Below are 17,683 nucleotides of genomic sequence, written 5' to 3'. Positions count from 1 at the left end.
GTATCTCTCAGATGAAGACCCGAGAACGAGTTGGCTGCGAACCTCTTGCTCTCGGGTCTTTTGCATATCAAGTTTTATCCAACCGAATCTATTGCTCACATTCGATAGCGACCGGTAGTATTTGAGATACGCAAAAGTAAGTTTCGCATTCACTGATACGCAGTGAATCAGACTTTATTTGCGATTTTCTTTGTTTAATGCGCTCCAGCGCCCCGAAGTGAAAGAGTTTTAGCGGTGACTTTAAAATCCGACGACACCTCACAGGTTAATCTTGAAAAAGCACATCAGTTTGGACGCGTCACAGAAGACGGCCACGTTTTTGTGATTGTAGAAGGCGAAGAATACGCCGTAGGTCAGCTTCCTGAAGCGACCGAAGAAGAGGCTTTGAGCTATTTTGCTCGCAAGTTTGAAAATGTTGAATCACAGGTTGAACTACTTGAAGCACGAGTTGAACGCGGCGCACCTGCCGCTGACCTACAAAAGTCTGTAGAACAGCTTGGCGCACAGGTAGCAAACCGCAATATGGTCGGTGACTACGCAAACCTGCAGGAGCGTTTGATTGCACTGACCGCAAAAATTGCAGAGCTTGAAGAAGCTGAGAAAGCTCATAAAGCTCAGGCTCAGGAAACTGCATTGAAAGCTCGCGAGGAAATTGTCTCCGAAGCTGAAGCAATTGCGGCCCAAGATACCGCTACAACCCACTGGAAAAACTCTCACTCGCGCATGAACGAACTTTTTGACGCGTGGAAAGAGACCCAGCGTAAGCATCACCTGCCAAAGTCTGTAGAAGACGAGCTGTGGAAACGTTTCCGTGCAGCTCGCACCACCTTCGACAAGCATCGCCGCGCCCACTTCTCTTCGTTGGATGAGGCAAACGCTAAAGCAAAGCGCATCAAAGAAGCACTTATTGCTGAAGCTGAAAGCCTTGCAACTTCCACTGACTGGGCAGACACCTCAGCCAAGTACCGTAGCTTGATGGACAAGTGGAAGGAATCGCCCCGTGCGTCCCGCAAAGAAGATGACTCCCTCTGGGCACGCTTCCGCGCCGCACAGGATAAGTTCTTTGACGCGCGTAACGCAGCCAATGCTGAATTGGATAAGGAATACGAGCAGAACCTCACGGTAAAAGAAGCTCTGCTGGAAGAAGCACGTGCTCTCTTGCCTGTAACCAATCTGAAGCAGGCGAAGACTAAGCTTGACGACATATTGGACCGTTGGGATGCTGCCGGACGAGTTCCCCGTAACGCACTGCGTCGTGTTGAAGGCGAGCTGAAGAAGGTACAGGACGAAATCCACCAGGCAGAAAGTGCCAAGTGGAGCAAGTCTGATCCTGAAAAGAAAGCACGCGCGAACTCAATGCTCACCCAGCTAGAAGACGCTATCGCCGGTCTTGAAAAAGATTTGCAGAAGGCAGAAGCTAGCGGGGATGCTCGCCGCATCAAAAAGGCACAGGACGCACTGGATGCTCGTCGTCAGTGGCTAGAAACCTTGAAGGCATCCTCAGCTAACTTGGGCTCGTAAATAAGCTTTCCACAGCTTCACAGGTCATATTTTGACTAATTGAACTGCGAAAGACATAAAGATGCGGTTATCCACAGGGTGACCGCATCTTTGTATATCAAGACACCGAATCAGCGCAGAATGATGATATGACCAACTCTGTTTCAATTCTGCAAAATCTTCCTTACCCTTTAATGGCGCGGGCAAATTCCCGAAATGAGCAGCTCATGCGTATGCATTTGCTCCCTCCTGAGCAGGCAAAATTCTCCGAGGGGAATTTTAGTGACGTGGTGATTCAGCAAGCTCAAGAAAAGCTCATTGATATTCAACAAATAGCTCGCTCCACAGGTGAGCAAGAACGGCTGATTAAAGATCATCAGCTGCAGCATATTTATAAGAACATGTATACACTGCCCCACATTACTCTCACTCCCCTCTTGAAAGCTCAAGCAATTCAAAGCGCCGAACCCGTTTTAGCGAAGCGGAATCAGAGGATCTCACGGCTAACTGCAGCTTGGATTTGGGGTTATCTGCATCAACGCCCGCCTCTGCTTTACGTCGACTTTGAGAGAAGCTGCCGTATCAATCGCACTACACCTGGTCGAGAACATATGAGATTTCGCCAGGTACATTTCACTCCATTTGACTATGTACAGCTAGATAAGCTCTATATAGCAACACCCCGGAAGATTGCCCTTGATCTGCTAACAGTTGGAGAAGTCTCACTAGAATGTTCAGAGGAAAAGCTTCTCGAAGATATCCTTACGGACGGTGCACACAATGGGTGCCGTACATCCACCCTGCTCTATGTCCTGAAAGAAACGAAATACATCAGAAATAGAGAAAGGGCTCAGCAATGGCTTCAAGATTTTGATGATAAACAAAATCAGTTCAACACAGCTGAGCCACCCTCAGATAATGCAAGATCTATAGAGCTCTAATATCAATTAGTCTGCTCCTGAACAGGCTTAGCGCCCGTCATCCGGTATACCTTATAGACCCCTTCGACGTTCTGCATGACGTTGAGCAAATGCTCCAACATGTAGCGATCGCGGAGTTCCAAAGTAAAACGATTGATAGCAAAGCGATCGGCGTTAGTGAGAACCCGCGCGTCCACAATGTTTGTTTGGTTTTCAGCGATCACACGTACCAGATCCATAAGTAGTGATTTCCGGTCAATACCTTCAACCTGGATGATCACCCGGTAAAGCGCAGACGAGTTCTGTGCCCATTCCACTTCAGTGGCTCGCGGTTCAGAGTCAACATTTTTCATGTTGGGGCAATCAGTACGATGCACCGAAATACCGTGAGCTTTAGTCACGATTCCAATGATGTCATCTGGTGGTACGGGGTTACAGCACTTTGCAATTTTAGTAAGCACACCGTCAGCGCCTGGAACGATAATGCCGTTATCCGGTGACTGCTGATGCGAGGAGAACATGTCCTCATCGAACTCTGAAGCTTCGATCTCACTATCATCTGTTTCCCCATAGTAGATTTTGACGAAGACGTCGATGACGTCCTGCGCCTTAATCTCGTTCTCACCTAGGGCATGGTACAGGGAGGCGCCGTCATTCTTGTTAAACTCGTGGGCGACTTCCATCAACATTTGAGGAGTTATCATCTTAGTTAACGGAAGCTCATGGTGGCGCATAGCCTTAGTCAGGGTTTCTCGACCCTTATCAATTGCTTCTAGGCGGCGACCTTTAGCGAAGTACTGACGAATCTTGGTTCTTGCTTTAGAAGTGCGTACGAACTTAAGCCAATCCTCACTTGGCCCTTGATTTTCATCGCGGGTAGTGAGAATCTCAACCATGTCGCCTGAATTCAGCCGTGAATGGAGCGGCACCAAGCGTCCATTGACCTTCGCGCCAATGGTTTTCTCTCCTACCTCGGAATGAATTGCATAGGCGAAGTCAACGGGGGTGGAATCCGTAGCTAGAGTGATAGGTTCACCGTGAGGTGTGAGCACAACAATTTCATCGGTCTCCAACGTGTCTGCTAAAAGTTCATAGAATTTTTCAGACTCAGGGTTAGAGTTCGAAATCTCTGCAATATTCTGCAGAATTCCAACGTTCAAAGCGGCATTATGCGTCTTTGGATCCTTAGTAGAAATCCCGTTGGTTACGGTTTCACCGCGGGAAGCAGCTTTATAGCGCCAGTGGGCCGCTACACCGTACTCTGCTTCTTCATGCATCTTATAAGTGCGGATTTGAATCTCGAGCGGAAGGTTGCCAGGACCATTCACCGTCAAATGTAGTGACTGATAGTGATTATTTTTTGGAGATTTGATGTAGTCCTTGAACCTGCCCGCCACAGAGTGCCAGAGCGACATAACATGACCGAGCACCGCGTAACAGGTGTCTTCATCTTCCACCAAAATACGTACTGCCAAAATGTCATTAATTTCGTCAAAGCTTTTATTCTTTGACTTCATTTTTTGGTGAATCGAATAATAGTGCTTGGGTCGCCCAGTCACCGTGGCATCGATGTGAACCCGGGAGAGTCGTTCTTCAATAGTAGTTTTGGCTTCCCCGAGGTACTTTTCCAGTTTGGGGGTTCGCTCCCCCACCATGCGTACGATTTCGCGGTAGATATCCGGGGACATCGCAGCAAACGAAAGGTCTTCGAGCTCCCATTTGATGGTGTTTAGTCCCAGCCGGTGTGCCAAAGGCGCATAAATCTTAAGCGTTTCCTCAGCCTTTTTTGCTGCTGACTGGGCTGGCACAAACCGCCAGGTACGGGCGTTGTGAAGGCGATCGGCAAGTTTGATGAGCAAAACACGAATGTCTTTGCTCATGGAAAGAACAAGCTTGCGAATGGTTTCAATAGGTGCTGTATCGCCGTAGGCTACCTTGTCAAGCTTAGTGACGCCGTCGACTAGATAGGCTACTTCTTCGCCAAAATCGGCGGTGAGTTGCTCATGGGTGTAATCCGTGTCCTCCACCGTATCGTGCAACAAGCCAGCAACCAGCACAGGCCCCGTCGCACCAATCTCCGCCAAAATAGTTGTAACAGCTACAGGGTGGGTAATGTATGGGTCACCGCTCTTACGCTTTTGACCCTGATGGTACTTATTCGCAACGGTGAATGCCTTTTGAAGAATCTCCAGATTTTCTTCTGGATGATACTTTTTTACTGTTCTGATAACAGGAGCTAGAACGGGAGAATAATGGCGCAACTGATCCTGCTGATTGGGGATTCTTCTGCCAAAAACATGGCGGGTTGGAATCCTCTCCCCAGCAGACATCACCCGGTGTGATCCGCGGGGAGATTTCTTTCCGATGCTCTCGGATAGTTTCTGATCGACCATCTTCTCGACGGGGTGCTGTGAATCCGACATCGACGAGTCCTTCCCACTCTTAATGGCGTTAATCATACCTCCGCTCCGCTGTTCTTTCTAACACACATGCGGTGGCCATATAAATATGACCACCGCATGAAAGTGCTATTGAGAAGGAAGAAGTCTTATTACCCCAAATTGACGGGATTGACTTCAATCCTTACCGAACCGCCATCGCTGTCGGAGGAATGATCTCCTTCATCTTCTTCTTTAACCCGACCAGAACGAATATCTTCAATGTACTGATCATGTTTTTTGATTTTCTTTTCGCTCAAGCGCAATGCCGCGTACATAGGGGCGGAAACAAGAATCGTACCGATAGTACCTACGATAATGCCGACGAAAAGCGCAAGGGATAGATCCCGTAACGTACCTGCACCCAGGATGAACGCTCCGATGAACAAAATAGCACCCACGGGTAGAACACCTACAACCGACGTATTAATAGAACGCACCAAAGTCTGGTTTACCGCCAGATTGATTTGTTCGCCAAAGGTTCGCTTTTTCTGCTCTGAATAGCCCTCGGTATTTTCACGGATTTTATCGAAAACTACCACCGAATCATACAGCGAATAGCTCAAAATCGTAAGAAAGCCGATAATCGCGCTGGGTGTAATCTCAAAATCCACGAGTGCATAAATACCAACGGTGATAACCACAGTAAAGAGCAAACCAGCGATAGCTGACAGCGACATCTTCCATGTTCTGAAATAGAGCGCCATACCAATCAACGCAAGAATCACGAATGCAATCAGACCGACAAAAGCCTGGCGAGTAACGTCCGCACCCCAGGTAGGGCCAACGAACGACGACGTGACGTCCTGATCAGATACACCGTAAGCGTCCTGCAAAGACTTCTTAACATCAAGAGTCTGACTATCGGTGAGAGTACTCATCTGTGCACGCATAGTATTGGGTGCAATATTGGTGACCCGAACGTCGTGGGCTTCAGGAGCTTTCTCAGCAATAATTTTCTCACCCACCGAAGGGTCTTCATTCTCAACGGAGGAGACCGTAAATTCAGACCCACCACGGAAATCAATACCCAGGTTAAATCCACCCTTAGCCACTGGCACAAGGATAGAGAGAACCACCAAAAGCGTTGCGAGAAGCAACCACACGTTTCGCTTACCTACGAAGGGGTAGGAACGCTTCCCTGAATGCAGATCATTACCAAATGTTGAAAGTGCATTAGCCACGATTACTCCCCCGCTTCTTTCGTGCCAGTTGATTCAGTGGGAACCGACCCTGCACTGGATGCTTGCTGTGTCTGCGCTCTTGCAGCTCGCCGTCGTTCAGCAATGGTCAATCCATCCGAGTCTTCAGGTTTACGAATACGACCGGCACCGCGATACAACGGAACAGCACCCAACGATTCAGGAGACAAACCCGAGTGGCGGCGTCCTTCGCCGAAGTAACGGGTACGCGCCAGCAGGCTCAGCATGGGATGTGTAAAGAGGAAGACGACGATGAGGTCGGCAATTGCTGTCAAACCGAGGGTAAATGCGAATCCACGCACTGATCCGACAGAAACCACATACAGCACAACAGCAGCCAATAGGTTTACTGCCTTGGACGCCAAAATAGTCTTGCGAGCACTGACCCAGCCATGATCAACCGCCGCAGGGATGGTACGACCTTCACGGATCTCATCTCGAATACGTTCAAAGTAAACGATGAAGGAGTCAGCCGTTTGGCCCACTGCAACAATAAGACCGGCGATTCCTGCCAATGAAAGCCTGTAGTTAATAGACCAACCCAGCAAAACAATCGCCAGATACGAAATCAACCCTGCAACAATTAGCGAAGCGATAGTTACAAATCCCAGCAACCGATACTGGAACAGCGAATAGATAAATACTAAAACCAAGCCGATTAAGCCAGCGATAAGACCCATCTTCAGCTGATCCGCACCCAATGTAGCTGAAATCTGCTGTTCAGACTGAATAGTGAAGTTAATGGGCAAAGCACCGTACTTGAGCTGCTCAGCCAACGCACTTGCGCTTTCTTCAGTAAAATTACCGGTGATTTGAGGCTTACCGTCTGTAATCACTGCCTGAGCCACGGGAGAAGACAGCACCTTGCCATCGAGCATAATGGCGAACCGCGCACGGGCATCTTGCTGGTTGGCTCCGTAGAAGGAATAGAGGCGTGTAGTAACTTCCTCAAACTTCTTCTTTGCAACTTCATTGAACTGAATATTAACGCCCCATTGGCCAGTAGATACACCACTGCTGTTGGAGACCTGTGAGTGTGAAGCATCCTGAATATCAGTGCCCTTTACCTCAACGGGACCGAGAATAAACTTTTCTGAGCCGTCTTCAGAACAGGCAACGATTGCCTTTTTGGGATCTTGGTTTTCTGCTTTATCTGAACTTGCGGCAGCACAGTCAGTATTTTCAAACTGGCGCCACAAATCTGCAGTAATCCAGTTCTGGTCAGACGCATTTTCAGGCTTCTTATCGCCCTTAGGCAATTCCTTTTCAGGCGTTTTCTGATCATCAGCAACTTTTCCAGGAGCAGCCGATACTAGCACCGGGCGGAAATCCATCTGAGCAGACGCCTGAATAAGCTCGCGAGTTTTAGCATCGAGATTACCGGGAACAGAAACCACAACGTTCTTATTCGACTGCGTGGAAACTTCCGCTTCCGAAACGCCTGCGCCGTCAACACGTTGGCGAATAATTTCAACCGCCTGGTTGAGCTGATCGCTGTTGACGGTATCTGACTCTGAGCCAACAACCTGCGGCGAGAGAACCATTTGTGTGCCACCGGACAGATCAAGCGCGAGCTTAGTCCCCCAAGATCCGCCAGAGAAGGTAGAACCAAAAACACCGGCACAGAGCACAATAATAAGAGTTGCCATAGAAACTAACGCAGCTCTCGACTTAGCCAGCGGGCTTCGTTTAGCCATACTGCCCCTTTACTTCAACAAAAGCAGGTGCACCGCGTGGGGCACACCTGCTTGGAAAAATTTCTTTACTGATGACGATTGTCGCGCTCTTGCGGAAATTCAATAGAGGAGGCTCCGCCTTCGCGCTCTACCGCAGTTTCTTGCTCTACAACTGATGAGGTTCCCGTAGAACTTTCGTTCTGTTTTTCTTCATCGACCAAGGTGGTGACAGTAGAAAGGTGAACTTTCACCACGGTGTCTGCGGCAATGTTCAAGAGAACATAGTTTTCATCGCGATTTACTTCAACGACAGAGCCGAACAACCCAAAGTTAGTCATCACTCGGGTACCAGGTACCAGCTGATCTTGACGCTGTTTGAGTTCCTGCTGAACTTTTCGCTGACGACGCGCGGGCAGAATGAACAGCATCACCACGAATATGCCCATGAGCAGAATCATGAAGAGGCTATTTCCGCCAGCTCCACCGCCTTCAGCGGCGTTGAGAACTGATGAAGCGTGCAGATTTTCGATGGAGTTCAGCATATATCCCTAGGCATTGACAATACTTTCAGGCTCTATCGTAGTGGAGAATTCTGAATTATCCCTGGCTTTGGGTGAGTTAGTTTAAGCGCTTTCGCAACTAGAGGGTGGGAAACTCAGGAGCTTCAAGCCCCAGGTGTTCCCAAGCGGCGGGCAGAGCGACTCGCCCTCGTGGCGTCCTGCCCATGAGCCCTTCGCGTACGAGATAAGGTTCCGCCACAGTTTCCACTGTTTCTACTTCTTCACCTACAGCTATAGCTAAGGTTGAAAGCCCAACGGGTCCTCCGCCAAATTTATGTATGAGCGCCTCCAGTACGGCACGGTCCAAACGGTCGAGCCCTCGTGCATCCACCTCATACATATCCAATGCCGCTGCAGCTTCTCTAGCTTCAATACGATCAACCCCGTGAACCAAAGCCCAGTCTCGTACTCGACGCAGCAAACGATTAGCAATACGTGGCGTTCCTCGGGATCGACCGGCAATTTCCGAATAGCCTTCCGAAGAAACATTCATCTCCATCAGACCTGCTGACCGCCGCAGTACACTTTCAAGTTCTACTGAAGAGTAAAACTCTAAATGCCCGGTAAAACCAAAACGATCGCGCAGAGGTCCCGGTAGCAAACCGGCGCGCGTCGTCGCTCCTACCAAGGTAAAGGGAGGTAATTCCAACGGAATAGAGGTAGCGCCAGCGCCCTTACCGACCACGATATCTACGCGAAAATCTTCCATCGCCATATACAGCATTTCTTCTGCAGGGCGTGACATACGGTGAATTTCATCGAGGAAAAGAACTTCACCGGGGGTGAGCGAAGAAAGAATTGCTGCTAAATCACCTGAGTGCTGAATCGCAGGACCGGAGGTGATACGCAGGGGCGCATCCATCTCAGCGGCAATAATCATCGAAAGAGTGGTTTTGCCCAAGCCGGGAGGACCAGATAAAAGCACATGGTCAGCGCTACGTCCGCGAAGTTTAGAAGCCTTTAGTAACAGAGAGAGCTGACGACGTACCCTCTGCTGCCCCACAAAATCATCAAGAGATTTAGGGCGCAGAGCCGCCTCAATCATCTTTTCCTCGGGCTCTTCTTCCATAGCGACCAAGCGCTGACCAGGAACCTGACCGGGCGCTTGATTGAAGTCATAGGGTTGTGAAGTCATAGAACGAAAAAATTCCTCAGATGAAGATTAGTGGCGAGTGTTAGAGTGCTGCGAACCTAGGGTTGCCAGAACTGATTTCAGCGCTTGTGCAACGCCCATGGTTTCGGACTGCGGATTCGCTTCAACGAACGAATCAACTGCAGCCACGGCGTCGCGCTCAGTCCAGCCTAGTCCCATCAAAGCATCAAGAACCTGTGGCTTCCACGCAACATCGTGGGAAAGAGGCAACTGGTCTGAATCTTGGTCAGTGAGAATAAGCTTGCCGGCAAGTTCTAGCACGACTCTGCGGGCGCCCTTAGGGCCAATACCCGAAACTTTGGTAAATGCCTTGTCGTCCCCAGTTGCCACTGCCTTAGATACTTCTGCAGGAGTCAACGCCGCTACCACTGCAAGCGCAATGCGAGGGCCGATCCCTGAAACGGTCAACATCAGGTCAAAGACTTCTCTCTCTGCCGGCTCAGAAAACCCGTACAGTGTCATAGAGTCTTCGCGCACAATCATGGTGGTAAGAATGGTGGTCTGCTCCCCCGTCCGTAATGAACTAGCTGTCTGCGGGGGGACATTGACGAACATACCGAAACCGTTGACATCAATGATGAGGTTATCCAGGCCAACATGCGTGACCTTACCAGTGAGGGAGCTAATCATGCTCTTATCCTATTCGAATATATGTACTAATTCCACTTTCGAGGATTTTTCCGAGCAGTTTTAGCCGCAGCTTCCGCCCAAGCCCGCTGAGCAGGAGTCATAACGGTAGACCGTTGTTGTGCGGCAGGTCGTGATCCCTGGTGTGTCTGGACGCCCGCGCTGGTATCAATTGCCCCACCGGTGGTTCCTCCACGCCAGCCGTGGCAAATCGCAATGGCGAGAGCATCGGCGGCATCTGCAGGTTTGGGCATAACATCCAACCCTAAGATGCGCGTGACCATTCGCCCCACCGATGCCTTATCCGCTCGACCAGAGCCAGTCACCGCTGCTTTTACCTCTGAGGGAGTATGAAAATATACGGGGATACCGCGGCTGGCTGCAGCTGCAATGACGACGCCCGACGCGTGAGCGGTGCCGATGACCGTATTAACCTGCTCCTGGGCAAAGATTCGTTCAATAGCTAAGGCATCCGGCTGATAGGTATCCAACCACTCCTGAGCAACCTGAAAGATGGTGAGGATACGCTGATCCAGGGTTTCCGCCGCGATAGTGCCGGCAACGCCAACGTTCACAAAGCTTGCCTTGCGATTAGGCAACATATCGATCAGTCCAAAACCACAGCGAGTCAGACCGGGGTCAACGCCTAGAATACGGGCAGCGCCCGGAACTCTCGCAACAGAGGAAAGTTCCGGGCGCTTTGTGCTTGAAGAAGGCACTATGTACTAGTCCTAGTCTTCTTCGAGTTCTGCCATGACGGATTCGTTGATATCCGCGTTGGAGTAGACGTTCTGAACGTCGTCCAATTCTTCAATTGCATCTGCAAGCTTGAGGAACTTCCGTGCGCCTTCGGCGTCCAATTCCACGTTCATAGTGGGGCGGAATACGGGGTCATCGTTGTTGTAATCCAAGTCAGCTTCAGCAAGAGCCTTACGAATCTCGGGAAGGTCGGTTGCTTCAGATACAACGGTGAAGACGTCGCCGTCGTCGATAACTTCATCAGCGCCGGCATCAAGGACAGCCATGAGGACGTCGTCTTCAGTCAAGCCGTCAGTCTTGGTTACTTCAGCAACGCCCTTGCGTTCGAACATGAATGCAACAGAACCCGCATCTGCCATCGTGCCACCGTTACGCGTAACTGCGGTACGAACTTCAGCTGCGGCACGGTTGCGGTTGTCGGTCAAACATTCGATGTACAGCGCGGTTCCCTGCGGACCACGAGCTTCATACATAATCTCGGTGTACTCAATGGATTCACCCGTGAGACCGGCGCCGCGCTTAATCGCACGATCGATGTTGTCGTTAGGAACAGAGTTCTTCTTCGCCTTAGAAACAGCCAAATCGAGTGCCGGGTTACCCGAGGTATCCGCGCCGCCCATGCGAGCTGCTACTTCGATAGCCTTGATGTATTTAGCGAATGCCTTTGCGCGCTTAGCGTCAATAGCAGCTTTCTTGTGTTTGGTTGTTGCCCATTTGGAGTGACCTGACATGGGACCTGCCTTTCGTATCGGGGCGCATCAGCGCAAATTTTTACTGGTAAGTCGGCTTCCATTGTAATACTTCGTACAGTGCTCAGCTGATTTTTTGAGTTGTTAGCTCGGTGACCGTAGCACGAGCGAAGCCTTAACGGGGACGCTGGGATGCGGACGCGCGGGCTTTTTCTACCAGTTCATCGTTAATTGTGGCGGGAGTGAATTCACCGTATTTATTTTCAGCCGCCTTCTGAATCAAGAAATCTGAGATGGCAGGATTCTTGGGCAAAAGAGAGCCGTGAAGGTAGGTACCTACAACGTTATGGACGCGTGCGCCCTCAAATTCGTCGTCCTTGTTGTTGCCCTCACCCTTAGTCACTTTAGCCAACGGTTCGGTAGTACCGCTAAGGGTTGTCAAACCTGAGTGGTTTTCATAGCCAATAATGGTGCCGAATTCAGAAGATTCTTCGACGATATTGCCGATGAGACGTTCTTCGCCGCCCACAGTGACTGCATCAAAAATACCGATGCCGGGTAGCGCCTGACCGCCGATGGTTCGGAATTCGTTTCCGAACAACTGATACAGACCGCAGATGACGAGCATGGGAGTACCTTTCTCTGCCATCTCGCGCAGAGTGGCAGCAATACTTTGGAGGTCATCACCAATCACGCTCTGCCCAGAGTCCTGACCACCGCCACCCACAATAATGTCGGCGTCGGTGGGGAAAGAATCCTCGGGGTTATAATCCACAATCTCCACGTCAAAGCCGTGAGCTTTAGCGCGGCGGGACAGGGAAAGAGTGTTGCCCCAATCCCCGTAAATATTCATATCTCGGGGGTAAAGCTGTACGATTTTGAGGCTCTTGCCTGAATTGGAAGTCATTAGGAGATTTCCTCCACGTCTGTAATTTTGGAGAGGTTCTTGCGGATGGCGAGCATGGCAGTGTAGGTGCAGAAAATGCGCATTGGCTTGCCCTGGGAGTTCTTGATGAATTGGTCAAGTGCTGAATCGAGGTCTTCATCAACAGCGGCTACTGACACGTCTTCGTGTTCCAGACGGAGGGCCATGTCATAGGCACGCACGCCCGATACCATATTCACTCCCCCGGTTTGCAACGAGTGGAAGTCAACGTCCCAGAGCCAGCTGACGTCGCGGCCGTCTGCATAAGCATCATTGATGGTAATCATGGTGGCGTAATCACGAGCATCTGCTGACGCCAAGGAGAGGCGGAAACCCGAAGGGTTCTTGACCAAAAGAAGCTGAAGGGTCTGGCCATTCACCGTGAGAGTTTCACCGCGACCAAAAGCCGGAGTGATGTTCGCAAGCTCTGCCATGAGGGCGCTACGGTCGGCGTCGTCGCCCATGACGTCCAAAGTTAGCGCCATTGCAGCAGCGGCGTTGAAGATGTTGTACACACCGTAGAGGTTAATGGTGCCATTAAGCTCTTCCGAGCCAAGTTGAAAAGTAGCTGAGGTGCCCGCAAAGTCTTTAAGAAGTACGTCTGCTGCGGGTAGCTCAGGGGCGAGCTGTGCCGTATTAACGGGTGATTCAGCAGCGCGCATGTCATCATCCGAAGGGAACATCTTGCGCAGTTTTTCGGAGAGACCAAAGTATTTGACGGCAGTTCCTTCAGGAGCGTTCTCCGCCAGAGAGCGAATGCGAGGGTCCTCGCGGTTAAGAATGACGGTGCCGGTGGTTGCCCCTGCAACGTGTGCCAGCATGCGGCGCGTAGTATCAATCTCACCAAAGCGATCAAGCTGATCACGCAAAACATTCAGCAGCAACGCACGCTGAGGCTTCACACGCTTCACAAAATGAACCGCATGCGCCTCATCCAGCTCAAGGACGGCGATGTCCGCATCAAGTTTGCCCGCCAGGTTCATCTCGCCTAGCAAAGCAGCGGCAACACCGCGCACAAAGTTAGAACCTGTGCGGTTCGTGAAAACCTTCAGCCCCTGCGATTCCAAAAGTTGCACGACCATCTTGGTGGTGGTGGTCTTCCCGTTCGTGCCAGAAACAACCACCACCCCACGAGGGAGCTTAGCTAATTCTTCAGCAACGAAATCTGGGTGAAGTTTCTCCATCACCAGGCCGGGGAAAGCTGAACCTCCGCCGCGCAATTTAGTGGCGTAACGAACGCCCTGGCCAATGAGTCGTGTAACAGGTCTGGACATGCGTTTCATTTTAGCGGGTTAAAAGACGACGTGGGACAAGAGGCACGCTATGGGATAGCTGCGCGCCTGTCGTCACAATGCTCCAGCTCAAACATTGCTCGCTTCGCTCGCAAAACTCGCGAGTCGTATTCAACGACAGGCACGCTGTCAGCTTCCAGTCACCTCCCCATCCCTGCGCGCTCTACGCCCGCTTGGAAAGAAAACGAGGTCTTTATGCACGTCTTCTTCTACTCCGATAAGCTAATCATCATGTCTAACCTGCTTTATCCCGAGAATCACCAGCACCCCATCATCTTCCGCGACCTCAAATGGGTCGACCGCGTGCCCACCGCCGTCATTGAACCGGTTGTTGATGGTGTTCCACTGGGTAAATTGAAGCGCACTCGTTTGGAGCCGGGTGCCTTCATCGGCATTGACACCCGCGCCGAAGCGCTGGAGGCAGAGGGGCTTCCTACCTCAAAATATTGCTCAGGTTATGCTCGCGCAATGGAGGAGGAAACGGGTTTCGAGACCGTGTCTTGCCCCGAACATGCGCTCATCGAAAAAGGCAAACAGTGTGCCCGGTGTGAGGCTCGCGATGAGTTCTCAGCTATGCACGGCATCCACCGCGGCGCACGGTTGGCACCAGCAGCGCAGGCATATGCAGATTTGGAACACTGGCTCTATATTGCAACTTTCCCCGACGGCACGTCGAAGGTGGGTACGTCTTCGCTCTTTTCCAAGCCACGCCGTCTAGATGAACAAGCCGTTGCGCTGGCAACCTACGTGGCTCACGCCAAAGACGGCGCGCAGGTGCGCGTATGGGAAGATTTGGTGTCCAAGGAGGCAGGACTCGTTCAGGGCAAACTGGTTTCCACTAAGTACAAGGCGTGGACTAACCCGCGTTCGATAGCCGACATTCAAGCAGAGCACAAGAAAGCTGTCTCGCTGGCGAACTGGGCGCTGATGGAAGCATCGCTGGATGCCTTTGACGCCGTCATCGACGAAGAACAAATGATTGACGAACCCTGGGTTCCCTCCCCTGCGATGGAACCGGCTTACGAGTCGATTCTTGACGAATCAGCGCAATCACTCCCCGCGTACCCGTCTCTGTGGAATGCGGCAAATGGTTTCTACGTGGTGGGAGCAACCGGCAAGTTCCTGGTTGCGCATTTTGGTGACCCCGAGGTGAAGTTCCTGCTCAATCTTGCGGATCTGACGAACCGCGTTATGCTCCCCCACTGGGATGTTTCAGCACAACCAGATGTGCAGAGTTCGCTATTCTAAACCTATTCGGTAGGCCACCCATCTGCTAACAAAACGCGAATCTCGCTGAGCGTTTGAGTCACTGTTTTGGTGCCTGCCACGATCGGGAGGAAGTTCGTATCGCCTGACCATCTCGGCACAATGTGCTGGTGTAGGTGGTCGGCGATGCCCGCTCCCCCAATTTTTCCCTGATTCATACCGATGTTGAACCCTGCCGCCCGGCTTGTTGTGCGGAGAACTCCCATCGCGGTCTGCGTAATGGCAGCGATTTCGTTGGCTTCTTCAACGGTTGCGTCGTCATAGTTAGGAATATGGCGGTATGGGACTACCAATAGGTGGCCAGGGTTGTAGGGATACAGGTTCAGCAAAGCGAAGGCGTGTTCCCCACGGTAAACGATGAGCGATTCCTCATCTGAGTGTGAAGACGCGGTGCAGAAGGGGCAGCTGTTTTCGTCGTAGTCCTTTTGCCCGCCGCTGGTGTAAGCACGACGATGCGGCGTCCAGAGTCGCTGAAAGGCATCGGGGACGCCGGGGAGTTCGAAATCATCGGTGGTGTAATCGGGAGTTTCCATAGAAATATTCTACGTGGCTTGGTTAAAGAGTGAAATAAGACTCAGTAGAGTGGAAATTGAATCGTTCGATTCCAAGCTGAGGATATAGATGTTTAGTTATGACGATCTCACCACCCCTATAGTCGGAGCCCCCATGGCTGGTGGACCAACCACGCCAGAGCTAGTTGCCGCAGTATCTAATGCGGGCGGATTGGGCATGCTGGCAGCTGGATATTATTCACCTAAACAGATTGAGGCGGATGTTCTAGCTGTTCTTAAACTCACCGATAAGCCATTCGGCGTAGATCTCTTCTCTCCTACAGAACCTGATGAAAATTCCGAAGAAGCTGAGACTCTTCTTCTGGATTATCGTCGGGCGCTTGCTCCTGTCGGTGAAAAGTTCGGCTTAGATTTGCTCAATTATGAATTGGATATCCCGGACTACTTACAGGCAAATGTTGATTGGCTCGTGGAGAACCCGGTTCCAGCGGTCACTTTTACTTTTGATTGATATCGCTCTGGCGACTTACCACATCCGCATTATCTAGCTGTCCCGCTTTGGGATAACGCGAAGAAAACAGGTGATAAACCTATGCTTAATTTGTGGACTGGGTCTGGCATTATTAATCCAAAAGAAACCTCATCGAACGAAGCCCTTACCCGAGTAATTTTAGCAAATTCAAATCAAAAAAGAAATAGATTGGATAATCTTTCGATAGAGGTATTAGAAATTAGATACAGAGTTTATCCCGCCTACTCCCTGCGTAAAAGTTCACATCCTGACGGGAGTTAAACTAGCAAAGAAAATATATCACTCAACATTACATCCACTTCGAATTCAATCACCTCTAATAATATATATCTGATTAAATAGTATCAATCAATTGATCAAACCTTCTTCTAATTGCTTTATTTTTGGTTATTGCAGATTTTATTTCTTCGTCATCCTCTAGCACATCGATATAGGCTTCTCCCCATTCCGGGATCTCCTCAAATAGTTTAATAATGATTGGAGCAGCGATATTACTATAAAAAACATCTCGGGACTTTCCTGCGCCATAGCCCCCAGGTTCCCCTATGTAGCAAAGACACATCCATTTCAAAAAGGGGTACCTCAAATCTTCAGACATATACTTGAATAGACCTATTTCATCTATATTTCTCAGAAGTTTCGCTAAAGCCTCATTTTTATTCCATCGATATCCACAAGTGGTTAATTTATTTAAATATTCTTCATAGAATTCATGAACTAAACTTCTTTTTAAATAAGGTAAAATATTTGCACTTACAGCAATTCGAATCTGAAATTCATTTAATTTGTGAGGTCGTGGCAACTTTTCTATTTTATCTTGCAAATACTTTCCCAACTTCATCAGTACTGAGGATGAAACATGAGGTGAAAACTGCTTAAGTACGTTATTTGCATTTTCTCTAGTAATTTCAGGTAGATCTTTATTAATCGCTTTTGATAGCAACATCAACAAGATTTCATATTGTCTTTGTTGTGGGGCGCTCTTAAAATCTTCCAGCTCCTGATTTGAAGCGAGGATTGAATCAGGCGATTCAATGAGTGTAGAAATTTCACCAATTTTAATTGCAACAACTGGATCCTTAGAAAGAATTGATTCTATACAAACAGAAAAAATACTATAAACATCCGCTATATCCGCCTCATATTCTATATCTTCATGCTCTAAGTCCCTTCGAATTTCGTAAGCTCTGTGCAGTTTTCTCCAATCTTTCCTCTCTAAAATTCCCATTCGATAAGAAAGATCAATTATACTAAATGTAGAATAATTTTCTTGAATATCATCTTCACTCTGCACCGGCGGTAACTTATGTGTTTCCGCCGCTTGCTTTGCAATGTCGATACCTGCATATAATATTTTTGATTTTAAGTCAGCAATCGAAGCGTTTAATAATCTTTGGCATGCGCTACTCGGATCCACTGGAATCAAACGGTTTACGCGCTGAATCAGATTTTTTGATTTCCATTCTGGGCGAATCTGATTGAGCATAAATTCGACAGATTTAGGCTGGATTCCTTTTACATTCTGAGAGAGAATCTCATCGGTAGCAGTTTCGTATTTTTGAATAGACATAAATTTCCTTAATATATTTTAAATTACAACGGAGGTTATTCGAAAAATTTATAGCAACTCAA

Annotated in this window: 16 protein-coding genes; 4 read left to right on the top strand and 12 right to left on the bottom strand. The window is 49.6% G+C overall.

Going from position 1 to position 17,683, the window contains the following annotated elements; translation table 11 throughout:
* The first annotated feature begins 234 nt into the window (after window positions 1-234).
* Both ACFR81_RS08665 and ACFR81_RS08660 read left to right on the top strand, forming a co-directional pair.
* Window positions 235-1,521 carry a DUF349 domain-containing protein gene (locus tag ACFR81_RS08665; RefSeq protein ID WP_343874899.1) on the top strand — a complete coding sequence of 429 codons (1,287 nt, stop codon included), beginning with the start codon at window positions 235-237 and terminating at the stop codon, window positions 1,519-1,521.
* Between the two features lie 128 nt (window positions 1,522-1,649).
* Window positions 1,650-2,441, top strand: a complete 792-nt coding sequence (locus ACFR81_RS08660) for a type IV toxin-antitoxin system AbiEi family antitoxin (protein WP_343874902.1) — start codon at window positions 1,650-1,652, stop codon at window positions 2,439-2,441.
* A gap of 2 nt (window positions 2,442-2,443) precedes the next feature.
* Here ACFR81_RS08660 and ACFR81_RS08655 read toward each other — a convergent pair whose 3' ends face one another.
* The 10 genes from ACFR81_RS08655 to ACFR81_RS08610 all read right to left on the bottom strand — a co-directional run bounded on the left by ACFR81_RS08655 (window position 2,444) and on the right by ACFR81_RS08610 (window position 13,732).
* Window positions 2,444-4,843: a RelA/SpoT family protein gene (locus ACFR81_RS08655; protein WP_343874905.1), complete on the bottom strand. Its 2,400-nt coding sequence runs from the start codon at window positions 4,841-4,843 to the stop codon at window positions 2,444-2,446.
* Between the two features lie 128 nt (window positions 4,844-4,971).
* Entirely contained in the window at window positions 4,972-6,042 is a 1,071-nt protein-coding gene (gene secF / locus ACFR81_RS08650; protein ID WP_083147253.1) for a protein translocase subunit SecF, read from the bottom strand.
* A gap of 2 nt (window positions 6,043-6,044) precedes the next feature.
* Complete coding sequence (secD, locus tag ACFR81_RS08645) at window positions 6,045-7,757, bottom strand: protein translocase subunit SecD (RefSeq protein ID WP_343874910.1); 1,713 nt, start codon at window positions 7,755-7,757, stop codon at window positions 6,045-6,047.
* Window positions 7,758-7,822: 65 nt separating this feature from the next.
* Window positions 7,823-8,278, bottom strand: coding sequence for a preprotein translocase subunit YajC (gene yajC, locus ACFR81_RS08640; protein ID WP_151144791.1), 456 nt, complete (start codon window positions 8,276-8,278; stop codon window positions 7,823-7,825).
* 97 nt (window positions 8,279-8,375) lie between these two features.
* The gene (gene ruvB, locus ACFR81_RS08635) at window positions 8,376-9,431 is read right to left on the bottom strand and encodes a Holliday junction branch migration DNA helicase RuvB (RefSeq protein ID WP_343874914.1); all 1,056 of its coding nucleotides are present in this window, start codon (window positions 9,429-9,431) and stop codon (window positions 8,376-8,378) included.
* 27 nt (window positions 9,432-9,458) lie between these two features.
* The gene (ruvA, locus tag ACFR81_RS08630) at window positions 9,459-10,079 is read right to left on the bottom strand and encodes a Holliday junction branch migration protein RuvA (protein WP_343874916.1); all 621 of its coding nucleotides are present in this window, start codon (window positions 10,077-10,079) and stop codon (window positions 9,459-9,461) included.
* A gap of 26 nt (window positions 10,080-10,105) precedes the next feature.
* Complete coding sequence (ruvC, locus tag ACFR81_RS08625; protein ID WP_343874919.1) at window positions 10,106-10,795, bottom strand: crossover junction endodeoxyribonuclease RuvC; 690 nt, start codon at window positions 10,793-10,795, stop codon at window positions 10,106-10,108.
* A gap of 12 nt (window positions 10,796-10,807) precedes the next feature.
* Window positions 10,808-11,566, bottom strand: a complete 759-nt coding sequence (locus tag ACFR81_RS08620) for a YebC/PmpR family DNA-binding transcriptional regulator (protein WP_068171255.1) — start codon at window positions 11,564-11,566, stop codon at window positions 10,808-10,810.
* A gap of 133 nt (window positions 11,567-11,699) precedes the next feature.
* Window positions 11,700-12,431, bottom strand: coding sequence for a type 1 glutamine amidotransferase (locus ACFR81_RS08615; protein ID WP_343874922.1), 732 nt, complete (start codon window positions 12,429-12,431; stop codon window positions 11,700-11,702).
* Complete coding sequence (locus tag ACFR81_RS08610; protein WP_145176846.1) at window positions 12,431-13,732, bottom strand: Mur ligase family protein; 1,302 nt, start codon at window positions 13,730-13,732, stop codon at window positions 12,431-12,433. Before ACFR81_RS08610 ends, ACFR81_RS08615 begins: the two co-directional genes overlap by 1 nt.
* A gap of 240 nt (window positions 13,733-13,972) precedes the next feature.
* Here ACFR81_RS08610 and ACFR81_RS08605 point away from each other — a divergent pair, with 240 nt between their 5' ends.
* Entirely contained in the window at window positions 13,973-14,989 is a 1,017-nt protein-coding gene (locus tag ACFR81_RS08605; RefSeq protein WP_343874925.1) for a hypothetical protein, read from the top strand.
* Between the two features lie 2 nt (window positions 14,990-14,991).
* Here ACFR81_RS08605 and ACFR81_RS08600 read toward each other — a convergent pair whose 3' ends face one another.
* Window positions 14,992-15,540: an HIT family protein gene (locus tag ACFR81_RS08600; RefSeq protein WP_343874928.1), complete on the bottom strand. Its 549-nt coding sequence runs from the start codon at window positions 15,538-15,540 to the stop codon at window positions 14,992-14,994.
* 88 nt (window positions 15,541-15,628) lie between these two features.
* Here ACFR81_RS08600 and ACFR81_RS08595 point away from each other — a divergent pair, with 88 nt between their 5' ends.
* Window positions 15,629-16,030: a nitronate monooxygenase gene (locus ACFR81_RS08595; protein WP_343874931.1), complete on the top strand. Its 402-nt coding sequence runs from the start codon at window positions 15,629-15,631 to the stop codon at window positions 16,028-16,030.
* 355 nt (window positions 16,031-16,385) lie between these two features.
* Here ACFR81_RS08595 and ACFR81_RS08590 read toward each other — a convergent pair whose 3' ends face one another.
* On the bottom strand, window positions 16,386-17,621 hold the full coding sequence (locus ACFR81_RS08590) for a hypothetical protein (RefSeq protein WP_343874934.1): 1,236 nt from the start codon (window positions 17,619-17,621) through the stop codon (window positions 16,386-16,388).
* Between the last annotated feature and the right edge of the window lie 62 nt (window positions 17,622-17,683).

The organism is Rothia amarae, from assembly GCF_042677725.1.
GTDB lineage: Bacteria > Actinomycetota > Actinomycetes > Actinomycetales > Micrococcaceae > Rothia > Rothia amarae.
The sequence above is the reverse complement of the archived record's forward strand: the minus strand, read 5'-3'. Positions and strand labels throughout refer to the sequence as shown.

What these genes read in the sequence shown, in the direction of transcription:
- ACFR81_RS08660 (WP_343874902.1), top strand. Translation starts at nt 1,650, where the DNA reads ATGACCAACTCTGTTTCAATTCTGCAAAATCTTCCTTACCCTTTAATG.
- ACFR81_RS08655 (WP_343874905.1), bottom strand. Translation starts at nt 4,843, where the DNA reads ATGTCGGATTCACAGCACCCCGTCGAGAAGATGGTCGATCAGAAACTA.
- secD (WP_343874910.1), bottom strand. Translation starts at nt 7,757, where the DNA reads ATGGCTAAACGAAGCCCGCTGGCTAAGTCGAGAGCTGCGTTAGTTTCT.
- yajC (WP_151144791.1), bottom strand. Translation starts at nt 8,278, where the DNA reads ATGCTGAACTCCATCGAAAATCTGCACGCTTCATCAGTTCTCAACGCC.
- ruvB (WP_343874914.1), bottom strand. Translation starts at nt 9,431, where the DNA reads ATGACTTCACAACCCTATGACTTCAATCAAGCGCCCGGTCAGGTTCCT.
- ruvA (WP_343874916.1), bottom strand. Translation starts at nt 10,079, where the DNA reads ATGATTAGCTCCCTCACTGGTAAGGTCACGCATGTTGGCCTGGATAAC.
- ACFR81_RS08620 (WP_068171255.1), bottom strand. Translation starts at nt 11,566, where the DNA reads ATGTCAGGTCACTCCAAATGGGCAACAACCAAACACAAGAAAGCTGCT.
- ACFR81_RS08615 (WP_343874922.1), bottom strand. Translation starts at nt 12,431, where the DNA reads ATGACTTCCAATTCAGGCAAGAGCCTCAAAATCGTACAGCTTTACCCC.
- ACFR81_RS08610 (WP_145176846.1), bottom strand. Translation starts at nt 13,732, where the DNA reads ATGAAACGCATGTCCAGACCTGTTACACGACTCATTGGCCAGGGCGTT.
- ACFR81_RS08605 (WP_343874925.1), top strand. Translation starts at nt 13,973, where the DNA reads ATGTCTAACCTGCTTTATCCCGAGAATCACCAGCACCCCATCATCTTC.
- ACFR81_RS08600 (WP_343874928.1), bottom strand. Translation starts at nt 15,540, where the DNA reads ATGGAAACTCCCGATTACACCACCGATGATTTCGAACTCCCCGGCGTC.
- ACFR81_RS08595 (WP_343874931.1), top strand. Translation starts at nt 15,629, where the DNA reads ATGTTTAGTTATGACGATCTCACCACCCCTATAGTCGGAGCCCCCATG.
- ACFR81_RS08590 (WP_343874934.1), bottom strand. Translation starts at nt 17,621, where the DNA reads ATGTCTATTCAAAAATACGAAACTGCTACCGATGAGATTCTCTCTCAG.